Origin of the sequence: Pseudomonas corrugata (assembly GCF_001269905.1) — a bacterium.
Lineage (GTDB): Bacteria > Pseudomonadota > Gammaproteobacteria > Pseudomonadales > Pseudomonadaceae > Aquipseudomonas > Aquipseudomonas corrugata.
Map to the genome: position 1 here is coordinate 157485 of NZ_LHVK01000006.1, position 20364 is coordinate 177848.

The following is a 20364-nucleotide window of genomic DNA, read 5'->3' on the forward strand; positions in this document are numbered from 1 at the left end:
GCATCGCGACCCGAGCGTGCCTTGGTGGAGGAAATGTACGTGAGTTCCGAGTTCAGATCGTCCTCCCAAGCCGGCACGGGGCATTATCGCCAAGTGTCGATTGGTCATCCCGCGGTTGAGGTCAGTGAGCAGCAGGGCATCCTGCACATGCGCTCCCTGGAAGCCTTGGCGCCGTTGCCGACGCGCTTGCTCGATCGGCTGGTGCATTGGGCCGAGGTGCGTCCGCAGCAGACCTTCATTGCCGCTCGGCAGAAAGGGGGTGACTGGCGTCGCATCAGCTATGCCGAAATGCTCGACAGCGTTCGCGCTATCGCCCAGGGCCTGCTGGCTTATGGATTGTCTGCCGACAAACCCCTGGCATTGCTTTCAGGCAATGACATCGAACACCTGCAGATGGCCTTTGGTGCGATGTACGCCGGCATTCCCTATTGCCCGGTTTCGCCGGCCTATTCCTTGTTGTCCCAGGATTTTGCCAAGCTGCGGCATGTCTGCGACTTGCTGCAGCCGGGCCTGGTGTTCGTCAGCCAGGCTGCGCCGTTTGAACGTGCAGTCAATGCGGTATTGCCGGCGAATGTGCCGTTGATCACGGTGGATGGCGAGATGGCGGGGCGCTCCCGGGCAAGTTTCGCCAGCCTGTTGGTGCAACTCGGCGGTGCCGAGGCCGAGCGCGCTTTTGCCGCCACGGGCCCCGATAGCATCGCCAAGTTTCTCTTCACCTCGGGTTCCACCAAACTGCCCAAGGCCGTGATCACCACCCAGCGCATGCTCTGTGCCAACCAGCAGATGCTGTTGCAGACCTTTCCGGTGTTCGGCGAAGCACCGCCAGTGCTGGTGGATTGGTTGCCGTGGAACCATACCTTTGGCGGCAGTCACAACGTCGGCATTGTGCTGTACAACGGCGGCACGTTTTACCTGGATGACGGCAAGCCCACCGCCCAGGGGTTCGCCGAAACCTTGCGCAATCTCAAGGAGATTTCACCGACCGCGTACTTGACCGTGCCCAAGGGCTGGGAAGAGTTGGTCAGTGCCCTGGAGCGCGATGGCGAGTTGCGCGAGCGCTTTTTCGAGCGCGTCAGCCTGTTTTTCTTTGCCGCCGCCGGTCTGTCGCAGAGCACCTGGGACCGGTTGGACAAAGTGGCCGAGCAGCATTGCGGTGAGCGCATCAGGATGATGGCCGGGCTGGGGATGACCGAAGCGTCCCCGTCCTGCACTTTTACCACCGGGCCGTTGTCCATGGCAGGCTATATCGGCCTGCCGGCGCCGGGTTGCGAAGTGCGACTGGTGCCGGTGGACGGCAAGTTCGAAGGCCGCTTCCGCGGGCCGCACATCATGCCCGGCTATTGGCGCTCGCCGCAGCAGACGGCCGAGGTATTCGATGAGGACGGTTTCTATTGCTCGGGCGATGCGATCAAGTTGGCCGATTCGGCTAATCCACAGTTGGGGCTGATGTTCGATGGGCGGATTGCCGAGGACTTCAAGCTGTCCTCCGGCGTGTTCGTCAGCGTCGGGCCGCTGCGCAACCGTGCAGTTCTGGAAGGCACGCCCTACGTCCAGGACCTGGTGGTGACCGCGCCGGATCGCGAGTGCCTGGGGGCCCTGGTATTCCCGCGGCTTCCCGAATGCCGACGCCTGTCGGAGCTGCCCGCGGACGCCAGCGATGCCCAGGTACTCGCCAGCGCCCCGGTCCGTCGTTGGTTCGCCGACTGGCTGCAACGCCTCAACCACGGTGCCAGCGGCAATGCCAGCCGGGTCGAGTGGATTGCCTTGCTCGATGAACCGGCGTCCATCGACCGCGGCGAAATCACCGACAAGGGCTCCATCAACCAGCGGGCGGTGTTGCAATGGCGGGCGGCGAAAGTCGAGGCGCTATACCGCGGCGAAGATGAGTCGATCCTGCGGGCAACAGTCGCCTAGATCCACCCTGGAACCTGTGGGAGCGAGCCCTGCTCGCGATAGCGGTCTACCAGTCGACGCTACAGTGGCTGACCCACCGCCATCGCGAGCAGGCTCGCTCCCACACGGGTTCTGCAGGGGACACACATTCCGCGTCCGGCCCCAATCCCCTGTGGGAGCGAGCCTGCTCGCGATAGCGGATTATCAGTCAACGCTGTAGTGGCTGACCCAGCGCCATCGCGAGCAGGCTCGCTCCCACGGGGTTTTGCTTTTACTATGGCGGTCTCTTTTCCCTGGAAGTACCCCGGATGAGTAAGCCCGGCCAAATGGTGCTGGTTGCGTTGCGCAGAATGATTGCCTCTGGCGAGTTGGCAGCCGGTGAGCGGTTGATGGAGATTCCCACGGCGCAGCGGTTCGGTGTTTCGCGGATGCCGGTTCGTATGGCGTTCAGGACGCTGGAGCAGGAGGGGTTGCTGGTGCGCTTCGGCGGGCGTGGGTTCCAGGTGCGTTCGGTCAGTGCCGAGGACATTGCCGGCGCAGTGGAAGTGCGCGGCGTGCTGGAAGGCCTGGCCGCGCGTCAGACCGCCGAACGAGGCCTCGACGCAGAGGCCCGCGCCATCCTCGAACAATGCCTGGTGCAGGGCGACGAACTGTTCGCCAAGGGCTACGTGACCGAGGAGGACCTGGAGGTCTATCACGACCTCAACATGCGCTTTCACCAGGTGATCGTCGAGGGCAGCCACAACCCGGCCATTGCCGATGCGCTGGCTCGCAACGATCATCTGCCATTCGCCTCAGTCACCGCCCTGGCGGTGGATCGGCAGAACATGGCCGGCGAGTATCGGCGCTTCAACTATGCCCACATGCAACACCACTCGGTGTTCGACGCGCTGATCCATCGCCAGGGCGCGCGGGCCGAGGCGATCATGCGCGAACATGCCAACGCCACCCTGCGTTACGCCGAGGTGTTCGGCTCGACCTTGGCGGATGAGCGGATGAAGGTGATCTTGCGTTCCGAGTGAATACCCATTGTGGGAGCGAGCCTGCTCGCGATGGCGGTGTATCAGTTACAGATCTTTCACTGATCCAGCGCCATCGCGAGCAGGCTCGCTCCCACAGGGACTTGTGTTGTTCAGAGACTAAAGGTCCAACACCAGCAACGGCGTCTTCGACCTGGAGCAGCACGGAGTGAACTGATCGTTGCAAGCCTGCTCGGCCTCGGTCAGAAACATGTCGCGATGTTCCGGCACGCCTTCCAGTACGCGGGTCAGGCAGGTGCCGCAGACGCCTTGTTCGCAGGAGATCGGAACTTCGATGCCATGGCTTTCCAGTACCTGCACGACGCTGCGGTCCTTGGGCACTTCGAACACTTGGCCGCTGCTGGCCAGCTTCACGGCAAAGCTGCCATCGGAGCTGGTATCGGTGGGGGCGGCGGCGAAGTATTCGCGGTGCAGGCAGGCGTCCTCCCAGCCCTGGGCCCTGGCGGTGTCCAGCACATGCTGCATGAACCCACCGGGGCCGCACACATAGAGGTGCACGTCTTCACTGGGCGCCGCCAGCACCCGAGCGGTATCCAGTGCGGTTTCAGGCGCTTCATCGAAATGCAGAAACACCCGGTCGACATACGGGGACTGGCGCAGGCGCTCGACAAAAGCTGCGCGCTCCAGCGACCTGGCGCAATAATGCAATTCAAACGGCGCACCATTCTGCGCAAGGTGCTCGGCCATGGCCAGGATCGGCGTGATGCCGATGCCACCGGCAAACAGCAAATGACGTCGGGCCTGGATGGCGAGGGGGAACAGGTTGCGCGGTTCGCTGATGAGCAGCCGCGCGCCGGGTAGAATCTGCTCGTGCAGACTGCTCGAACCGCCCCTCGAGGCTGGATCCTTGAGCACGCCGATGAGGTAACGGTGCCGTTCCTCGGGGTGGTTGCATAGCGAATACTGACGAATCACGCCGCCAGGCAAATGCACGTCGATATGGGCGCCGGCCGTGAATGCCGGCAGGGGCTGGCCGTCGACACGGGTCAGCTCGTAGCTGCAGATGTCCAGGGCTTCGTTGTGCCGCGCCGCGACCTGAACTTCGATCATGGTCTTTGCTCCGCGGGTTGTGGCTGGTGGGTACTGGCAATCAACCCCGCCTGGGACTCGCGCTCACGGGCGATCCAGCGTTCCAGCACCCGGCGCGACTGCACGCCACCGGCATCGATGTTGAGCTTGAGCAGGTTGCGTTGCGGATGCTCCAGCAGGTTGCGCTGCTGGCGTTCGAGCATTTCCAGGTCTTCGCTGAAAATCTTGCCCTGACCTTCGCGAATGCTCGCGGTCAGGGCTTCGTCCTTGGGCTGGAAATGCCGGGCCATGCCCCAGAAATACCAGATGGACGTTTCGGTTTCCGGTGTAATGAAATCCACCACGATGCTCGATGCCTTGAACTGCGGCGCGGCGTGATAGCCGCCGTTGCCGGCGTGGGCGACGCCGACTTCGATCATGACATGGCTGGGCGGGGTGAAACGGCAGATCTGCCAGCGGTCCACCGGCACGTCGTCGGCCAGGTTGTTGCCACGCAGGGCCATGCGCCAGAAGGGCGGGGCCATGATGTTCTCCATATGCCGGGCGGTGATGACCTCGTCGCCTTCGACCGTGGTTACGGGGGGCGCCTCGTCGATCTCCTTCTGGCCGATGCTCGAGGCATGCACGTAGGTTTCGTGGGTCAGGTCCATCAGGTTGTCGATCATCAGGCGGTAGTCGCACTGGATATGGAACAGGCCGCCGCCGTAGGCCCATTCATCGTTTTCCGCCCATTCCAGATAATGGATCAGCGCCGGGTCTGCCAAAGCCTGGTCGCCGGGCCAGACCCAGATGAACCCATGTCGTTCCTCTACGGCGAAGATCTTGTTGCAGGGAAACCCGCGCACCCGTTGCCCTGGCATCTCCACCGTCTTGCCGTCACAGCCCATCACCAGGCCGTGATAACCGCACACCAGGTTGCCGTTTTCGACGTAACCCAAGGAGAGCGGGGCGCCACGGTGGGGGCAGAAGTCCTCGACGGCAGCGACCTTGCCTGCATGCCCACGGTAGAAAACCATTTTCTCGCCGCAGATCTGGCGGCCCAGTGGCTTCTCGGTGATTTCATCGGGGGTGCAGGCAACGTACCAGGCATTTTTGGGGTACATGACGGGTCTCCAGGCTGATTTTGTTTTTCTGTGGATCCATTAAGTCTCTTAACTAGTTTTCCTGTCAACGTATTATCGACAAGTAGAGCAGTATTTCATCTTTAATGGATCCATTGAGGCGGTCGCCCGACGGGCAGGATTTCGAACGGGTTGGCTCGAACTGCCGTGGAGGACATACTGCGACAGGGCTTCTTGCGTGGCACAACGGAGTGATTCATGAAAACCAAGGCAGTACTCACCGAACAAGACGTCGCACAGCTGCTGGTGGCAGCCAAGGAGCTGGCGCATCAGCGTCAATGGGCCGTATCGGTCTGTGTGGTGGATGATGGCGGCCATCCTCTGGGCTTGTTGCGACTGGACGGTGCCTCGCCGTTGTCGGCCTACATCGCTACCGAAAAAGCCCGCACCGCCGCCATGAGCCGGCGTGACAGCAAATTTTTCGAGGACATGATCAACGAAGGTCGCTACGCCTTCCTCAGTGCTCCACATTTGCACGGCATGCTCGAAGGCGGTGTGAGCATTCGCCACGACGGCCAATGCATCGGAGCCATCGGCGTATCCGGGGTCAAGTCCGAGCAGGATGCCGAACTGGCGCGACTGGCGCTGGAAGCGGTGTTGCCGACCCTTGTTCCTGATCCTTGATCGGGTTGGGGAACGCCAGTGTGTCCAGTGTGGGAGCGAGCCTGCTCGCGATAGCGGTGCATCAGTCACTGCAGGGTTGACTGATTGACCGCTATCGCGAGCAGGCTCGCTCCCACAGGGATCTGTGCAAGGCCTTCAGAATTCGCTGCACAAATCTTCCAGACAGTCCTTGCCCTGAGCAGTTAATCTGCCGAAGCGGATAAATCAGGCAGGGGAACCCATGACAGCGCGCAACTGGATCGATCTCAAGCAGGACGCCACGTCCGGTATCGAGACCGTGCGCGCACATTTCGAAGGGCATGCCTACGATCCCCATTGGCATGACGCGTATCTGGTCGGCGTGACCGAGGAGGGGGTGCAGCAGTTTCATTGCCGCCGCCAGCAGCACAACAGCACGCCGGGCAAGGTCTTCCTGCTCGAGCCCGGTGAGCTCCACGATGGAAATGCGCCCCAGGTCGGCGGTTTTACCTATCGCACCTTGTACCTGGAGCCCCACTGGCTGGAGCGAGAGGTGCGCTCGTTGTTCGACGTGGCGCCAGACAACGCGCAGCTGGGGTTCGCCGCCACCCTGGCTGACGATGCGCGCTTGGCGAGCGCGACGGCCCTGGCGTTCCAGAGTCTGCACGACCAGGAAATCCGCATCGTCCGCCAGACGGCGCTCGACACCCTGTTGGCCAACCTGACCCAGCACTTGCACTGGCGGGCGCGGATCAACCCCGACCCACGCCTGCCGTTGGTTGCGCAGCAGGCCCGCGATTATCTGCACAGCCACCTGAGCGAAGACATTGGCCTGGATGACTTGGCGCAGGTCACCGGCGTCGACCGGTTCCGCCTGACCCGTGCATTCAAGGCTGCGTTCGGCCTGGCACCCCACGCGTATCTGATCCAGCTGCGACTGGCCCGGGCGCGGCGTTTGCTGGCCAGCGGTGAAAGCGCCGTGGCAGTGGCCGCACAGCTCGGGTTTGCCGATCAGAGCCACCTGGGCCGCTGGTTCCAGCGCGCCTATCGCTTGAGCCCGGCGGACTACCGCAAGCGCTGCTCAATTGTTCCAGACTGAGCAAGGTCCACGGGGGAGGATAAGGCTGATCCTTCACCGAGAAATTGCTCCATGGACCAGTTACTGCCGTTTGCCTTGTTCGCGTTTGTTGCCTCCATCACCCCGGGCCCGACCAATATCCTGGTATTGAGCCACAGCTCGCGCTTCGGCCTGCCGACCACAGTCCCGATCATCCTCGGGGCCTGCGCCGCGGCGGCGTTGCTGGTGCTGCTGGTCGGCACGGGGCTGGGGGACGTGCTGGCCCGCCACGCGACGATTCAAACAGCACTGTCCTGGGCCGGCATCGCCTGGCTGAGCTGGATGGCCTGGCAGATTTTCAGCGCGCCGGCCCAGGCCATCGATCCCGACCAACCCGTTGAAGGCCCGAGGCTCGGTCTGGCCGGGGCGGCCGGCTTGCAGTTGGTTAACCCGAAGACCTGGATGATGGCATTGGCAGTGGTCAGCGTATTTGCCGGCGCCGAAGCCGACCGCAGCGTGCGGGTCCTGTGGCTGTCCCTGGCGTTTTTTGCGATCTCGATTCCCTGCATGACCGTCTGGGCTTACCTGGGCCTCGGTGCTGCCAGGTTCTGCCGTTCCGCCGTGGCGATGAGGCGGTTCAATCGGGCCATGGCGCTGTTGCTGCTGGCATCGGCGTGGCTGACCTTGCTGGTCTGAGGGGAAGTGACCTCCGTGGCTACCAAAGCCCGCAACCCCTTGCAACGGTTGCGCGGTTTTAAAAAACGGCCATTTCTTGGAGCATCGGGTTCGCGCCCGGTTGAGCGCATCTCGATTCCCAACTGCCCCCAAGGATGGAGGTCCACCATGTCTACCCTCGATACCCATGTCGAGTTCATCCAGGCCCGGCTGCCTGCCTGGTTGAAGCGGGCCGCACGGCCCCAGCAGGAACGCTTCAAGGTGCTTGCCCGGCGACTGCAGCGCGACAGCGACGCGCTGAATGCGTTGCTCACCGACCTGCCATCGCCCTATGCCTTTACCCTCGATCTGCTCAAGGTGCAGCCGCAGCTCCAAGGCTGGAGCCGGGTGAACGGCGGCAGCAGAGTCGTCGATGCGATACGCCGGGCACGGGTCAGGCGTGGACCTTTCGTGACCGATCCCTCGTTGTCGGTGATCGAAGCGGCCATGGGCAACTTTCCTCCCGCCGACGCGGTTGTCGGGGGCGATTTCGACAAGAAGGGCGAGTTGTTCATTCAGGGCAGGCCGGGAGAGTTCAACCGGGGGGATCCCCCAACGAACCGTGCGCCCCTGGACATGACTCCGGCCAGTTTCGCCAGCCTCTGTCGGCAGGTGGACGTCGGTGGGGCATATCGGCGCAAGCTCGAACAGCGGCTGCCCCGCATCGCCGGTGAGACTCCGGCCGTAGCAAAGGCCTATATGGCGTATGCACGCAGCCTGTTGGCTCATGATGCCTACGAGGCGAAGTTGGCCGGACGCCTGGATAGCACCGGTGAACGGCTATTGGCCCATGCCGGTGTCCAGTTGGAAGCGCGGCCCGTGATGCCATTGGCCTGCGAGGTCAAGGCGCTGGAGCTGCTGTCCGCGCCATTGTTCGGTGCCCGGGTGTACTGGGGACTGGCGAGTGACGCCAGCGGTGTTCGTCCGGTCGTCCTGCACATGCCCCACGATACCGTGGCTCCGCTCAAGCAGTTCGCAAGCTTGCAGGCGTTATCGGCGGAACTGACCGATCGGGTCCGTAAACGCAGTTATCGCCAGAGCCTGACGCAATACTTCCCGCTGCGCCTGCAGGCGCGCCTGGGGGAAGCCCTGCACGATCAGGTGGAGTGGACGATCACCGACAACCCCAATCTGTTCCAGGAAATCCATGCTTGCATCACCGGTTGGCGTGAGGGCGAGCAGGGTGAGAGCGGCAATCCCCGTCGCATTCGGATCCCCGTGCCCAGGGTCGCCTGGGGCCTGAATGAGGTGCGCGAGGATCATTGGCACGCTGCCTACCATGAGTGGCGGGGCCATGCGTTGGGCAACGCCTCGGCACTGATGGTGTCGACCCGGGACCAGGATTGGCGGGCGTTGCTGGCGCGGCTCGAGTACTGGGAAGGTCTGGTCGAACGTTCGCTGATGCTTGCGGCAACCTTTTTCCCGTTCTGTATGCCCATCGGCATGGGAGCAGCGGTAGTCGGTGGGGTACGCCTGGTGTATGAGATTTTCGAAGGTATCCAGGCGTTCAACGAAGGCCATGCGCAAGAAGGGATCGAACATATCTTCAATGTGCTCTTCGGGGTCGCTCAAGGCGCCTACCTGGGGTTCATAGGCGCAGCCATTGAACCCATGCCCGTGGCGGACGGTAGCACCCGGTTGTGGAATGGCGACGTCCGTCCCTTCGAAGCGCGGCGCCTGCCGCCTATGGAGGCCGAGCAGGACGCCTGGGGCGTCTGGCGCACGACCGACGCGGCCTGGGTGCGGATCGAGGATCGTTATTTCGAAGTACAAGGCACACAGGACAATCTGAGCCTGCGCCTGCCGTCGGGGCACAGGGGCGTCACGCCGCCGTTGGAATGGAGCCGCGCCCGTGGCTGGCAGTGGGCGCATCGCAACCCGTTGCAGCGCGGTAATCTGGAGTTGCTGCGCACGTTTGCCGAGACACCTGCCGAACTGGACAACCCTACGGTCCTCAGCGTGCAACGCCAGGTTGGCATCAGCGAGGCGCATTTGCGCTACCTGCAAGTCGAGGCGCAGCCGATGCCCGCCATCTTGGCCGATGCCCTGGATGAGGCACGGAACTGGCAATGGGTGCGGCACACCATCGACCGTCTACGCCGTGGCGAAGCCCCGCAGGGCATGCATTTTCGCATCGTCCAGACCCTCGCGGAGCTGCCGGGCTGGCCGGAAGACATGACGTTGCGCTACCACGATGGGATGCGAATTTACCCTGTGGGCGATGCGGCCGACACGCGCTCTATCCTGTTAATGCGAGCGGATCTCGCGCGGGATAACTGGGCCGCTCGAATCCTGGATGGGCTGAACGTGGATGAGCAGACCGCGCTGCTGGGCCAGAACAGCCTCGGCTTGCGCCCGCTGGAGCGCAGTCGCTTGTTGGCCGCGCGCTGGGCCGCGCGGCTGGAACGCGATGGCAAGCGGGTGACCCTGGCCATGGCAAAGTCAATCGCGCTTGACCCGCTGGCCGTTCCCTTGATCCGGGCGTTCCCGGGTTTGCCTGAGTCCATTGCCAACGAGCTAGTCCGCAACGTATCAGGTCAGGATCGACAACGGTTGCTGGAAGGACGGGTGACTGGAGCACTCGGCAAGCAGGGGGCCGAAGCCTTGCGTGAACTGCGCCTGAGTCGGGCCTTGCGCGCCTTGGCGCGAGGTGAAAGCACGGTCGATCGAGACCGCATCGTCATCAACCTGCTGGCCAATACTCCTTCGCTGCGGGGGCGGCTGCACCTGCGCCTGTGGCTGCGCGAGCTGCCGGATCCGATTGAGGTGGGGCAGGATGGTCCGTTCAAAGTCATCCGCCAGGAAGGTGACCGGTATCACCCCTTTGACGAAACCGGCGAGGAACTGGCGAGCGCCATGGCCCTGGAAGATGCGCTGCTCAGGGCGATGCCGGACGATGCCCGCAGGGCATTGGGCTTGAATATCTGGGAGGCGGACAAGCTACGCAACCAATTGCTGGTACAAGCCATGGATGACCGGCAAGCGTTGCGCCCCTACCTGGCGATGCGCCGCCTGGGCAGCCTTGGGTCGCGTCCGCTGTGGTTGAACGGACACCTGGTCTATCCACTCAGCGGCCGTGGCCGGCTGCCGCTGCAAGACTGGAGCGGTAGCTTGAACCAGCGGCTTGAGCGGCTGTATCCCGCTCACGCGGGGGATGCCCTGAGACGGTTGCGGTTTGGCCTGGTCGAGCAGGCCCAACTCGAAGGCGTTCGCTTCGATGACTTGATCAACCGCCTGGAGAACGACTGGACCACCCTGGACCAAGGGTTGCGCCAGTGGGAAGAGCAGGAAGGATTTCACCATCCCGTCGAGCAAACGCTGGGCCGTGAGGCACTGTTGGCGCAACGTCGGAGCGTTGCCCGGATTATCCGCCGTGCCTGGCAGCGCGCACCTGATCCGGGCAGCGAGGGCAGTGAACTGGTGGTGCGGATCGAAAACGTCAACCTCGGCCGGCTGCCTCCGGTGACTGTGCGCTTGGAACATATCGAGACGATGATCCTGACCAACCTGGGGCTGGTGGAGGATCCTTCGGATTTCCTGCGGATGTTCCCCGGCGTCGATTCGCTGAACCTGCAGGACAATCATCTCACCGCTGTCCCCGTTGCGGTGGCGCAGCTACGGGCATTGGTGGATCTGTCGTTGAGCCGTAACCCGCTGCACCTGGACGCGAATGTATTCACGCCTTTGCTGGGTACCGATCCCTACATCCCTTTATGGACCCTGGACCTGTCGGGGATCGGCAGCGCACAGGCGGGCACCGATGCCGAGGTGATTGCCGCCATCGGCAGCCTGGCCGGATTACCCTCCCTGCGTGAAGTCATATGGGCCGACAACCTGAGTTTCACGCCCGAACAGTTGCAGGCCCTGACCTCTTCGCTGCCGGATTTGCGCTCGCTGAACCTGGCGCGCTGCGGCTTGCGCCTGGATGAAGAGGGCAGCGCGTTCCTGCGCACCGCCACGGCTTTGCAGGAACTGCGCTTGAACGAAAACAGCTGCCGGGACCTGCCTGATCTGCCAGAGCTGGTGAACCTGATGACCCTGGAGTTGAGCCGGACCGGGCTCGATCGGGTGCCACCGATCGCATTGTCGGTGCTGGCCAGGCATTCCGAGGTGTTCATTTCCGATACGTTCGTCGTCGATCTCAGCGGCAATCGCATCACCGGCATTCAAGATGACCTGATGCCTGTGCTCGCCCGCTTGAGCGACCAGGACTCCCTCGGGGTCTGGCTTGACGACAACCCGTTGCCCAGTGTCCAGGTCAACGCCCTTCGGGCGATCTTCCCCGAGTCTTTCCGATATACCGTCGATGACTGGTTGTACATTTCGCCCTCGCTCCAGCGGGCACTGGAGGTCGCCCGCGACGATCCGGGGATGCGTAGCTTCATCGACTGGTTCTCTACGCTCGTGCGCGATGCCGATAGCGGGACGACTGCCGGGTTGTCATTCAGCGTTCGTCAGAGGGCGGCCGCTGTCCTGCAGCATTACATGGGCTATCCAGGCGCCTATGACCGCCTGCCGACATTGATCGGCGACTTCGACCAGCAACTGCGGCAACTGCGTAGCCGTCTTCAGGCCCGTACCCTGGACAGGGAACAGCCGGACCTCCCCGAGCTGGAACTGCATTTCAGAATGTTCCAGTCGGTCATGCGCGCGCGCCTTTCCCGACACGGTGCGCCTTTTGCCGGCTTCCTGACGGATCACCTGTCCAATTGGGAATACGTGCTGATGGAGCGATTTCCCAACCCCTCGCAACTTGAAGCGCAGATGACCCGGGACGCGTTCATCGACTGGCTCAGCGATGCCCAGGACACCTTCAACAGCAACGATCAGACCCCGAGCCCGGGCGAGATGCTGTGGCGGCCTTACCTGGGATTGATGTCGCCCCGTTGGGCTGAAGGGCTGGCGATCTGGGAAAACTTAGATGACGACCTGGTGAATGCCTTCAGCGGGCCGGTGAATCCATCCCGCTGGCCCCAGGTGATGCTGGACAACCTGGCACACCCGGACCCCGAGTTGCCCAGCGCCCTGGAGCCGGTCACGGAAGGCGGGCGAACGGTCTGGCGCCGGATCGGGCTCGAAGCCGTCGCGGATGTGGATTGGGCCGCCGGCCGGCCGGTGACCCTCACCGAGGATCAACTGCGCCGCACCATGGCCATCTACCGTTCGGTCAAGAGCCGGGAAATCGAAGCCTTGGTGCGTCGGGTGACCATGGGCCTGGTCAATGCCTGGTGGCCGGTGCTGCCGCTTTGAAGACCAGGGCCTTCAAACCGCACTGACTGTCGATGTCGGGAAACTCCGGTGGGTTGGCCAGGCGTTCGCTGAAGGCCAACCCAGGGGCTTCGCGGGTAACTCCGTCGATGAGAAAGTCCGGGCCGGTGGCCGGGTCATTGCTGCAGGCCAGGACGGTGCCGTCGGCGGCCAGCAGCTCCGGCAGTCGACGCAGCACCCGCTGGTAATCCTTGGTCAGCAGGAAACTGCCTTTCTGGAAGGTCGGCGGATCGATGATCACCAGGTCATACGGTCCGCTGTTGATCACCTTGCCCCAGGACTTGAACAGATCGTGGCCGAGGAAACTCACCTGGCCCAGGTCATGGCCGTTCAAGCGATGGTTGTCGCGGCCCCGGCTCAGGGCCGCGCGGGACATGTCCAGATTGACTACGTGCTGCGCGCCACCGGCGATCGCCGCCACCGAGAAACCGCAGGTGTAGGCGAACAGGTTGAGCACGCGCTTGCCGGCAGCATTGGCTCGGACCCAGTCACGACCATAGCGCATGTCAAGGAACAGGCCGTTGTTCTGCTTCTTGCCCAGGTCGATCCGGTACCGCAGGCCGCCTTCGGTCAGGGTCCATTCGTCGATGGGTTCGCCCACCAGCCATTGGGTGAGGCTTTGCGGTAGATAACGGTGTTGCACCGCCAGGGTATGGGCCTTGCTGTGTTGCCATGCCGGTGCGGCAGTGACGGCAAGCAGTGTCGACAGCAGGTTGCCCAACTGCGCAGGCTCCGGTTCCTTGAACAAGGAAACCAGCATCACACCCTGGAGCCAGTCGACGGTGATCTGTTCCAGCCCCGGCCAGCAGCGCCCGCGGCCATGGAACAGGCGACGGGTTTCTTCCGGCACGGACGCCAGGGCGGTCAGTAGGTGGGTCTGCAGGGTTTGAAGAGCTTCTGGGTTCATCAGGCAATGCCGGCGATTCGAAAGGCCGGCATTTTAACCACCCGCTGATTAGGCGCAATCCCTGGGAGCGATGGGATCTGTGGGAGCACAGCTTGCTCGCGATTGCGGTAAGTCAGTCAGCAACAATGTTGACTGGTCTGTCGCTATCGCGAGCAAGCTGTGCTCCCACAGAATCCTCACAGCAGGCTTCTGTCCGGTGGGCCGTCAGCCACCACTGGTAGCCAGAATGCTCGCCACCTGCTGCGGTTGGCAGTTGAGATAGGCCGAACGTTTGAGCCAGCTTGGGTCCGGGTACCAGGAAAACATGAATTGCCCGCCCTTGAGCTTGTCGATCACTTGACGCGCCACCTGGGGGCGCACGGCAGGACAACCCTGGCTGCGTCCGATACGGCCCTGGCGCTGGCTCCACAACGGATTCACATAGTCGGCGGCGTGGATCACGATGGCTCGATCACGGGCCTGGTCATTGAAGCCAGGTTCCAGGCCATCCATGCGCAACGAATAGCCGTGGGTGCCTTGATAGCTCTCCTGGGTGCGGAACAGCCCCAGGCTGGACTGGTAGCTGCCCAGGCGATTGGAAAATTGCGTGGCGAAATTCTCCCCGGATTTCTGCCCGTGGGCCACCAGGTCGCGCAGCACCAGCTTCTTCTTCTGCAGATCGAAGATCCACAGGCGCCGGGCCGTGGACGGCTGCGAATAGTCGATCACCGCCAGATGGCGGGCCTGGCGGGCACCGTTGGCGACCGCGCATTGCATGGCGCTCAAGGCACTTTTGAGTGCCAGGGGATTGAGTTCCGGCGCGGCGTGGGCGAGGCTGTTGTAAAGCGTTTGAGAATTCGCCTGCTCGGCCAGCGCCGGAGCGCATACCGCGCCCAGTGCTGCCATGGCCAGGCAGAATTGGCGAATAAGCTTCAGCGAGGATGAGAAAAGTCCACGCGGGTCCACAGGCTGGTGTTTGTTTGCGGCATCCCGTCCGTAATTGTTCGTTTGCATCATGATGGCGGGTCGTACCTGTCACAAAGTCAACCGTCAACGAGACGGCCATGGATTGGAGTAAAGCAGTTGTTCAAAAAGCCCGTATGTTACTTGAGCCTTTTATTGCTCGCTTCGCCATTGGTCGCGACAGCCGGTGACGTTCCGTTTGGTGAACAGGCACCCGTACAGGCCACGCTGGCACAGCTATCGGTTGCATGCCCGGCGCTGGCGGCGGGTGTCGACTTCCCGACGATGCTGAGCTTGCAGGCGTTTTATCAGCAAAACGCCGGCCAGGAGGTCTGGTCGGACGACGAGCGGTTGATGGCTTTACGGGTCCAGTTGCAGCAATTGGCCGATGACGGACTGGACCCGGCCCGCTACAGCTTGCCGGCCGACAACACTTCCCCAAGTCCGGACTGTGTCGATATCGCCATCAGCCAACGCTATCTGCAAGCCTTGCACGAACTGCGTTTCGGCTATTTGTCCCAGGACCGCCTCGAGCCGGTGTGGAAGGCCAATGCGCAGCCCCAGGACCGCCAGGCGATGATCCTGGCCATTGCCGGGCCAGGCCTGAACAACCTGGCCGCAGCCTTTGACCAGGCGCGCCCGAGCCTGGACCTTTATCGCAACTTGCGGGTGCTTTATGCCCAGCAGCGACAACAGCCTTTGGCCGAATGGCAACCGGTGCCCACAGGTGCCCTGTTGCAGCCGGACAAGCAGGACGCCCGGGTACCCGTCCTGGCACGACGGCTGTTCAGCGAAGGCTACCTGAGTGCGCCGCCGGCCGAGGGCGATGAGCATTACAGCCCCAGCCTGGTGGAGGCGATGAAAAGTTTCCAATTGCGGCATTCACTGCAGGCCGACGGCGTGGTGGGACCGTGGACCGTCACTGAGCTGAATGTCAGCCCTGCCATGCGTCGCGAGCAATTGCGAATCAATCTGGAGCGTATGCGTTGGCTGGCCCAGGACCTGGAACCTGACAGTGTGTTGGTCAACGTGGCGGCCGCCCAGTTGACGGTGTACCAGGGTGGCGCGCCGGTCTGGCAAACCCGCACCCAGGTGGGTCGTGCGGAGCGGGAAACCCCGCTGCTCAAATCCCGGGTGACAAGGTTGACCCTCAATCCCACCTGGACCATCCCCCCGACCATCCTCAAAGAAGACAAGCTGCCGCAGATCCGCCGCGATCCCGAGTTCCTCAGTCGCCAGAACCTCAGGATCATCGATCGCAACGGCCAGCCGCTGATGGCCGAGAACATCGATTGGGATCATCCGGGCGACCTGATGCTGCGCCAGGATGCCGGGCCGAAGAATCCGCTGGGCAAACTGGTGATCCGCTTCCCCAACCCGTTTTCCGTGTACCTGCACGACACGCCCAGCCAGGCACTGTTCAGCAAGGGGCCGCGGGCGTTCAGTTCGGGATGTGTACGAATCGAGCAGGTGATGCACCTGCGGGACCTGCTGGTGACCCCGGCCGAACGCTTGCGCACCGACACTCTATTGGCCGACGGGCAGACCCATGAGTTCAGGCTGGCCAGGCCCATGCCGATCCTGCTGGGTTACTGGACGGTGCAAGCGGACGGCCAGGGCCAGGCGGTGTACATCCCGGATATCTATGGGCGGGATGTGAAGCTGTCCGCAGCCCGCGGCCGATCGCTCTGAGCCAGGCTCAGTGCCGCTATCGCGAGCAGGCTCGCGATGAGGCCCGCCCATCCAACCTCTGTACTGACTGATCCCCCGCCAGAGGCGCTGCACTTTTATGAAGCCGGCAGTATCGGATCGCACCATGGGAAGGCAATTGCCCCGGCGTCGCAGACTTTGAGTTTCCAAGGTAAGCGGAGGGTCGTCTTGGCGAGCGAGCCTGCACCCGCAAGGTTAAAGCCAGTGCGGGTCTTTGGAATCGACGCAAGCAGCAGGGTTGGCACGCTCGCTGCAAGAGAGCCTTCAGGCCCGCCGCGAATACAATCGAGCGGGCAACCCCATCGGTCAACGAAGATCGAGCGCCAGCAGGCCGGGGGATAACGGTAGATCCGGCGCAGTCGTCAGGTCGATACCGCACAGAACAGGCAAAGACGCCTGGAACCGCAAGGTTTCAGGCGTCTTTTTTTTTGCTTTCAAAATCGTGATGGGCTTTTGTCGGGTGCTTTCTATGAATTCCAACGTTGCTTCCCTGAACAAGCTGCAAACGCTGATCGTGATCGGCAATGGCATGGTCGGTCATCACTGCGTCGAACAACTGATCGAACGCGGTGCCCTCAACCATTACCGTCTGCATGTGTTCAGCGAAGAGCCGATGCGTGCCTATGACCGCGTGCACCTGTCCGAGTATTTCTCTGGCCGCGACGCCGAATCCCTGGCCCTCGGCGAAGCCTCGTTGTACCAGACCCCCGGCGTCACGCTGCACTTGGGCGTACCGGTGCTGGAGATCGATCGCCAGGCCCGTCAGGTTGTCACCGGCCAGGAGCGCATCGGCTATGACAAACTGGTGCTCGCCACCGGCTCCTACCCGTTCGTGCCACCCATCGAAGGCGCCGACGGCGACTCTCGCCTGGTTTATCGGACCCTGGAAGACCTGGACGCGATCCGCGCCGCCGCGACCAGTGCCCGTCGTGGTGTGGTGGTTGGCGGCGGCCTGCTGGGTCTGGAAGCGGCCAATGCCCTCAAGACCCTCGGCCTGGAAGCCCACGTGGTGGAATTCGCCCCACGCCTGATGCCGGTGCAACTGGACGAGCAAGGCGGCCTTGCCCTCAAGGCGCGCATCGAAAAACTTGGCGTTGGCGTGCATCTGTCCAAGGGCACCCAATCCATCAGTGCCGGTGAGCACTACCGCTATCGGATGAACTTCGGCAACGACGACTTCCTGGAAACCGACCTGATTGTGTTTTCCGCCGGTATCCGTGCCCAGGACGCCCTCGCTCGCTACAGCGACCTGCAGATCGGCCCACGCGGTGGCGTGGTGATCGATGACCAATGCTTGAGCAGCGACCCGGACATCTATGCCATCGGCGAATGCGCGGCCTGGAATGGCAGCATCTTCGGCCTGGTCGCACCGGGTTACCAGATGGCACGTAGCGTCGCGGCGCAATTGAGCGGTGAAAACGGCGAGCCGTTCACCGGCGCCGACATGTCCACCAAGCTCAAGCTGCTCGGCGTCGACGTTGGCTCCATCGGCGACGCCCACGGGCACACGCCGGGCTCGCGCAGTTTCCAGTTCATCGACGAAACCAGCGCCAGCTACCGGCGACTGGTGGTGGACGCCGACGGCAAGCGAGTCATCGGCGCGGTGCTGGTGGGTGACAACAGCTACTACGACACCCTGCTGCAGTACATGCAGAGCGGTATCGCCTTGCCCAAGGATGCCGCCAGCCTGATCCTGCCCACCTCCGAAGGCGCACCGACCCTCGGCCCGGCCGCGTTGCCTGCGGCGGCGACCATCTGCTCGTGCCACAACGTCACCAAAGGCTCCATCTGCTCGGCCATCGATGGCGGCTGTACAGATCTGGGGCAACTCAAGTGCGACACCAAGGCCGGTACCGGTTGCGGTGGTTGCGCAGCGCTGGTCAAGCAGGTGTTCGAACATGAGCTGGTCGCTCGTGGCGTCAGTGTCGACAAGAGCCTGTGCGAACACTTCGCCTACACCCGTCAGGAGCTGTACGCCCTGGTGCGGGTGGAAGGGATCATCAGCTTCGACGAATTGCTGGCCAAGCACGGCCGTGGGCACACCGGTTGCGACCTGTGCAAACCGGCGGTGGGCTCGATCCTGGCTTCGTGCTGGAACCAGCCGATCATGGATCCGTCGTTGGTGCCGTTGCAGGACACCAACGATACCTTCATGGCGAACATGCAGAAGAACGGCACCTATTCGGTAGTGCCGCGCATCGCCGGCGGCGAAATCACCGCCGACAAACTGATCGCCATCGGTGTGGTGGCGAAGAAATACGACCTCTACACCAAGATCACCGGTGGCCAGCGCATCGACCTGTTCGGCGCTCAACTGCACCAGTTGCCGGACATCTGGGCCGAGCTGATCGAGGCCGGCTTCGAAACAGGTCATGCCTACGGCAAGTCCACCCGCACGGTGAAATCCTGCGTGGGCAGCACCTGGTGCCGTTACGGCGTGCAGGACAGCGTGCAAATGGCGCTGACCCTGGAGGATCGCTACAAGGGCCTGCGCTCGCCCCACAAACTCAAGTTCGCGGTGTCCGGTTGCACGCGCGAGTGCGCCGAGGCCCAGAGCAAGGACGTCGGCGTGATTGCCACTGAGAAGGGCTGGAACCTTTATGTCGCCGGCAACGGTGGCATGCGTCCGCGGCATGCAGAGCTGTTTGCCACCGACCTGGATGACGCAACCCTGATCCGCTACATCGATCGCTTCCTGATGTTCTACATCCGCACCGCCGACAAGTTGCAACGCACGTCGGTCTGGCGTGAAAGCCTGGAGGGCGGCCTGGATTACCTCAAGGACGTGATCATCGACGACAGCCTGGGCCTGGGGGCCGAGCTTGAAGCCCAGATGCAACTGGTGGTCGACCGCTACGAATGCGAATGGGCCAATGCCCTCAACGATCCGGAAAAACTCAAGCGTTTCCGCACGTTCGTCAACGACAAGCGCGGCGATCCGGATGTTCATTTCGTCCGCGAACGCGGCCAGCGTCGACCGGTTCACGCCGGCGAACTTCACCTGATTCCCGTCACCGAGGAGGTGCTCTGATGAGCCAGTCAAACGTCGTTCGTATCCCAACCGCCGAAGCCCAGGTGCAATGGCGTGCCCTGTGCAGCCGCGAAGACCTGGTCCCGAACTCCGGCGTGGTGGCCTGGCACGACGGCAGCCAGGTGGCGCTGTTGTACCTGCCTGAACAGCAGGACAAGCCGCTGTACGCCATCGACAATCGGGATCCCAAGTCGGGTGCGAATGTCATCGGCCGCGGCCTGTTGGGCAGCATCAAGGGTGATCTGGTGATTGCCTCGCCGATGTACAAACAACACTTCCGCCTGGAAGACGGCCACTGCCTGGAATACCCGGAACAGCGCCTGCGGGTGTGGCCGGTGCGGTTGAATGGTGATGTGGTGGAGATTAGCGAAGAGGCATGACAAGGCCGAGGGGCCTGTGGGAATCCTGTGGGAGCGAGCCTGCTCGCGATAACTGTGTGTCAGGCAGCATCAATGTTGGCTGACAGCACGCCATCGCGAGCAGGCTCGCTCCCACAAGGGGATCATTGACCAAGCGGCATGCGTCTCAGCGTGCCGTCAATTGAAACCGGGAATTAGCAATGAAAACCGCCGCTCAACTGGTGAAACTCAAGAGTGTGCAGAACCAGCAGGTCCATAGCATCGCGCCCGAGCAGACGGTGCTCGAAGCCCTGCGGATCATGGCCGAGAAGAACGTCGGCGCGTTGCCGGTGATCGAGGATGGCCAGGTGGTGGGGGTGTTCAGCGAGCGGGACTATGCGCGCAAGATGGTGCTGCACGGCCGCTCTTCAGTGGGGACTCCGGTGCGCACCATCATGAGCGCGCCGGTGGTCACTGCCGATAGCCAACAGAGCATTGAGCGCTGCATGGAGGTCATGACCGACAGCCATCTGCGGCACTTGCCGGTGCTGGATAAAGGGCAGTTGATCGGCCTGCTCTCGATTGGCGACCTGGTGAAGCAGGCCATCGTCGAACAAGCGGATCTGATTCGGCAGTTGGAGCATTACATTCGCGGTCATTGAGACCGTACCCACAGGTTACTATGGGAGCAAGGACTTGCCTTGATGACAGGCAGCCAGCGCAAACCCTGTG

The 20364-nt window shown here is 62.7% G+C and carries 15 protein-coding genes; 10 read left to right on the forward strand and 5 right to left on the reverse strand.

Annotated elements, in window-relative coordinates:
- Positions 1-39 precede the first annotated feature (39 nt).
- Together AD665_RS08880 and AD665_RS08885 are read left to right on the forward strand one after the other, a co-directional pair.
- Complete coding sequence (locus AD665_RS08880) at positions 40-1914, forward strand: feruloyl-CoA synthase (RefSeq protein ID WP_024777693.1); 1875 nt, start codon at positions 40-42, stop codon at positions 1912-1914.
- Between the two features lie 287 nt (positions 1915-2201).
- Positions 2202-2915, forward strand: a complete 714-nt coding sequence (locus AD665_RS08885; RefSeq protein ID WP_053191767.1) for a GntR family transcriptional regulator — start codon at positions 2202-2204, stop codon at positions 2913-2915.
- 117 nt (positions 2916-3032) lie between these two features.
- On the opposite strand, the gene AD665_RS08890 is transcribed toward AD665_RS08885, so the two are convergent.
- Entirely contained in the window at positions 3033-3983 is a 951-nt protein-coding gene (locus tag AD665_RS08890; protein WP_024777691.1) for a PDR/VanB family oxidoreductase, read from the reverse strand.
- Positions 3980-5065, reverse strand: coding sequence for an aromatic ring-hydroxylating oxygenase subunit alpha (locus AD665_RS08895; RefSeq protein WP_053191769.1), 1086 nt, complete (start codon positions 5063-5065; stop codon positions 3980-3982). Before AD665_RS08895 ends, AD665_RS08890 begins: the two co-directional genes overlap by 4 nt.
- A 216-nt stretch (positions 5066-5281) precedes the next feature.
- Here AD665_RS08895 and AD665_RS08900 point away from each other — a divergent pair, with 216 nt between their 5' ends.
- The 4 genes from AD665_RS08900 (at position 5282) to AD665_RS08915 (ending at position 12686) form a co-directional block, all read left to right on the forward strand.
- Entirely contained in the window at positions 5282-5707 is a 426-nt protein-coding gene (locus AD665_RS08900) for a GlcG/HbpS family heme-binding protein (RefSeq protein ID WP_024777689.1), read from the forward strand.
- A 220-nt stretch (positions 5708-5927) separates the two neighbouring features.
- On the forward strand, positions 5928-6764 hold the full coding sequence (locus AD665_RS08905) for an AraC family transcriptional regulator (RefSeq protein ID WP_024777688.1): 837 nt from the start codon (positions 5928-5930) through the stop codon (positions 6762-6764).
- A gap of 51 nt (positions 6765-6815) precedes the next feature.
- Entirely contained in the window at positions 6816-7418 is a 603-nt protein-coding gene (locus AD665_RS08910; RefSeq protein WP_024777687.1) for a LysE family translocator, read from the forward strand.
- A 147-nt stretch (positions 7419-7565) separates the two neighbouring features.
- Positions 7566-12686, forward strand: coding sequence for a dermonecrotic toxin domain-containing protein (locus AD665_RS08915; RefSeq protein ID WP_053191770.1), 5121 nt, complete (start codon positions 7566-7568; stop codon positions 12684-12686).
- Here AD665_RS08915 and AD665_RS08920 read toward each other — a convergent pair.
- Both AD665_RS08920 and AD665_RS08925 read right to left on the reverse strand, forming a co-directional pair.
- Positions 12655-13611 carry a class I SAM-dependent methyltransferase gene (locus tag AD665_RS08920; protein WP_024777685.1) on the reverse strand — a complete coding sequence of 319 codons (957 nt, stop codon included), beginning with the start codon at positions 13609-13611 and terminating at the stop codon, positions 12655-12657. The two genes, AD665_RS08915 and AD665_RS08920, sit on opposite strands and share 32 nt — an antisense overlap.
- A 204-nt stretch (positions 13612-13815) precedes the next feature.
- The gene (locus AD665_RS08925; RefSeq protein ID WP_053191884.1) at positions 13816-14496 is read right to left on the reverse strand and encodes a murein L,D-transpeptidase catalytic domain family protein; all 681 of its coding nucleotides are present in this window, start codon (positions 14494-14496) and stop codon (positions 13816-13818) included.
- Positions 14497-14673: 177 nt separating this feature from the next.
- On the opposite strand from AD665_RS08925, the gene AD665_RS08930 reads away from it, so the two are divergent.
- The gene (locus AD665_RS08930; RefSeq protein WP_024777683.1) at positions 14674-16245 is read left to right on the forward strand and encodes a L,D-transpeptidase family protein; all 1572 of its coding nucleotides are present in this window, start codon (positions 14674-14676) and stop codon (positions 16243-16245) included.
- 324 nt (positions 16246-16569) lie between these two features.
- Here AD665_RS08930 and AD665_RS27350 read toward each other — a convergent pair whose 3' ends face one another.
- Complete coding sequence (locus AD665_RS27350; protein WP_155254733.1) at positions 16570-16743, reverse strand: hypothetical protein; 174 nt, start codon at positions 16741-16743, stop codon at positions 16570-16572.
- Here AD665_RS27350 and nirB point away from each other — a divergent pair.
- The 3 genes from nirB to AD665_RS08945 all read left to right on the forward strand — a co-directional run bounded on the left by nirB (position 16733) and on the right by AD665_RS08945 (position 20294).
- Positions 16733-19294, forward strand: coding sequence for a nitrite reductase large subunit NirB (gene nirB / locus AD665_RS08935; RefSeq protein WP_053191772.1), 2562 nt, complete (start codon positions 16733-16735; stop codon positions 19292-19294). The genes AD665_RS27350 and nirB overlap by 11 nt on opposite strands.
- A complete protein-coding gene (gene nirD / locus AD665_RS08940; RefSeq protein WP_024777681.1) occupies positions 19294-19674 on the forward strand; it encodes a nitrite reductase small subunit NirD in 381 nt (126 codons plus the stop codon). The genes nirB and nirD overlap by 1 nt, the downstream gene beginning before the upstream one ends.
- Positions 19675-19853: 179 nt before the next feature.
- Positions 19854-20294, forward strand: coding sequence for a CBS domain-containing protein (locus AD665_RS08945; protein WP_024777680.1), 441 nt, complete (start codon positions 19854-19856; stop codon positions 20292-20294).
- The last annotated feature ends 70 nt before the right edge of the window (positions 20295-20364 follow it).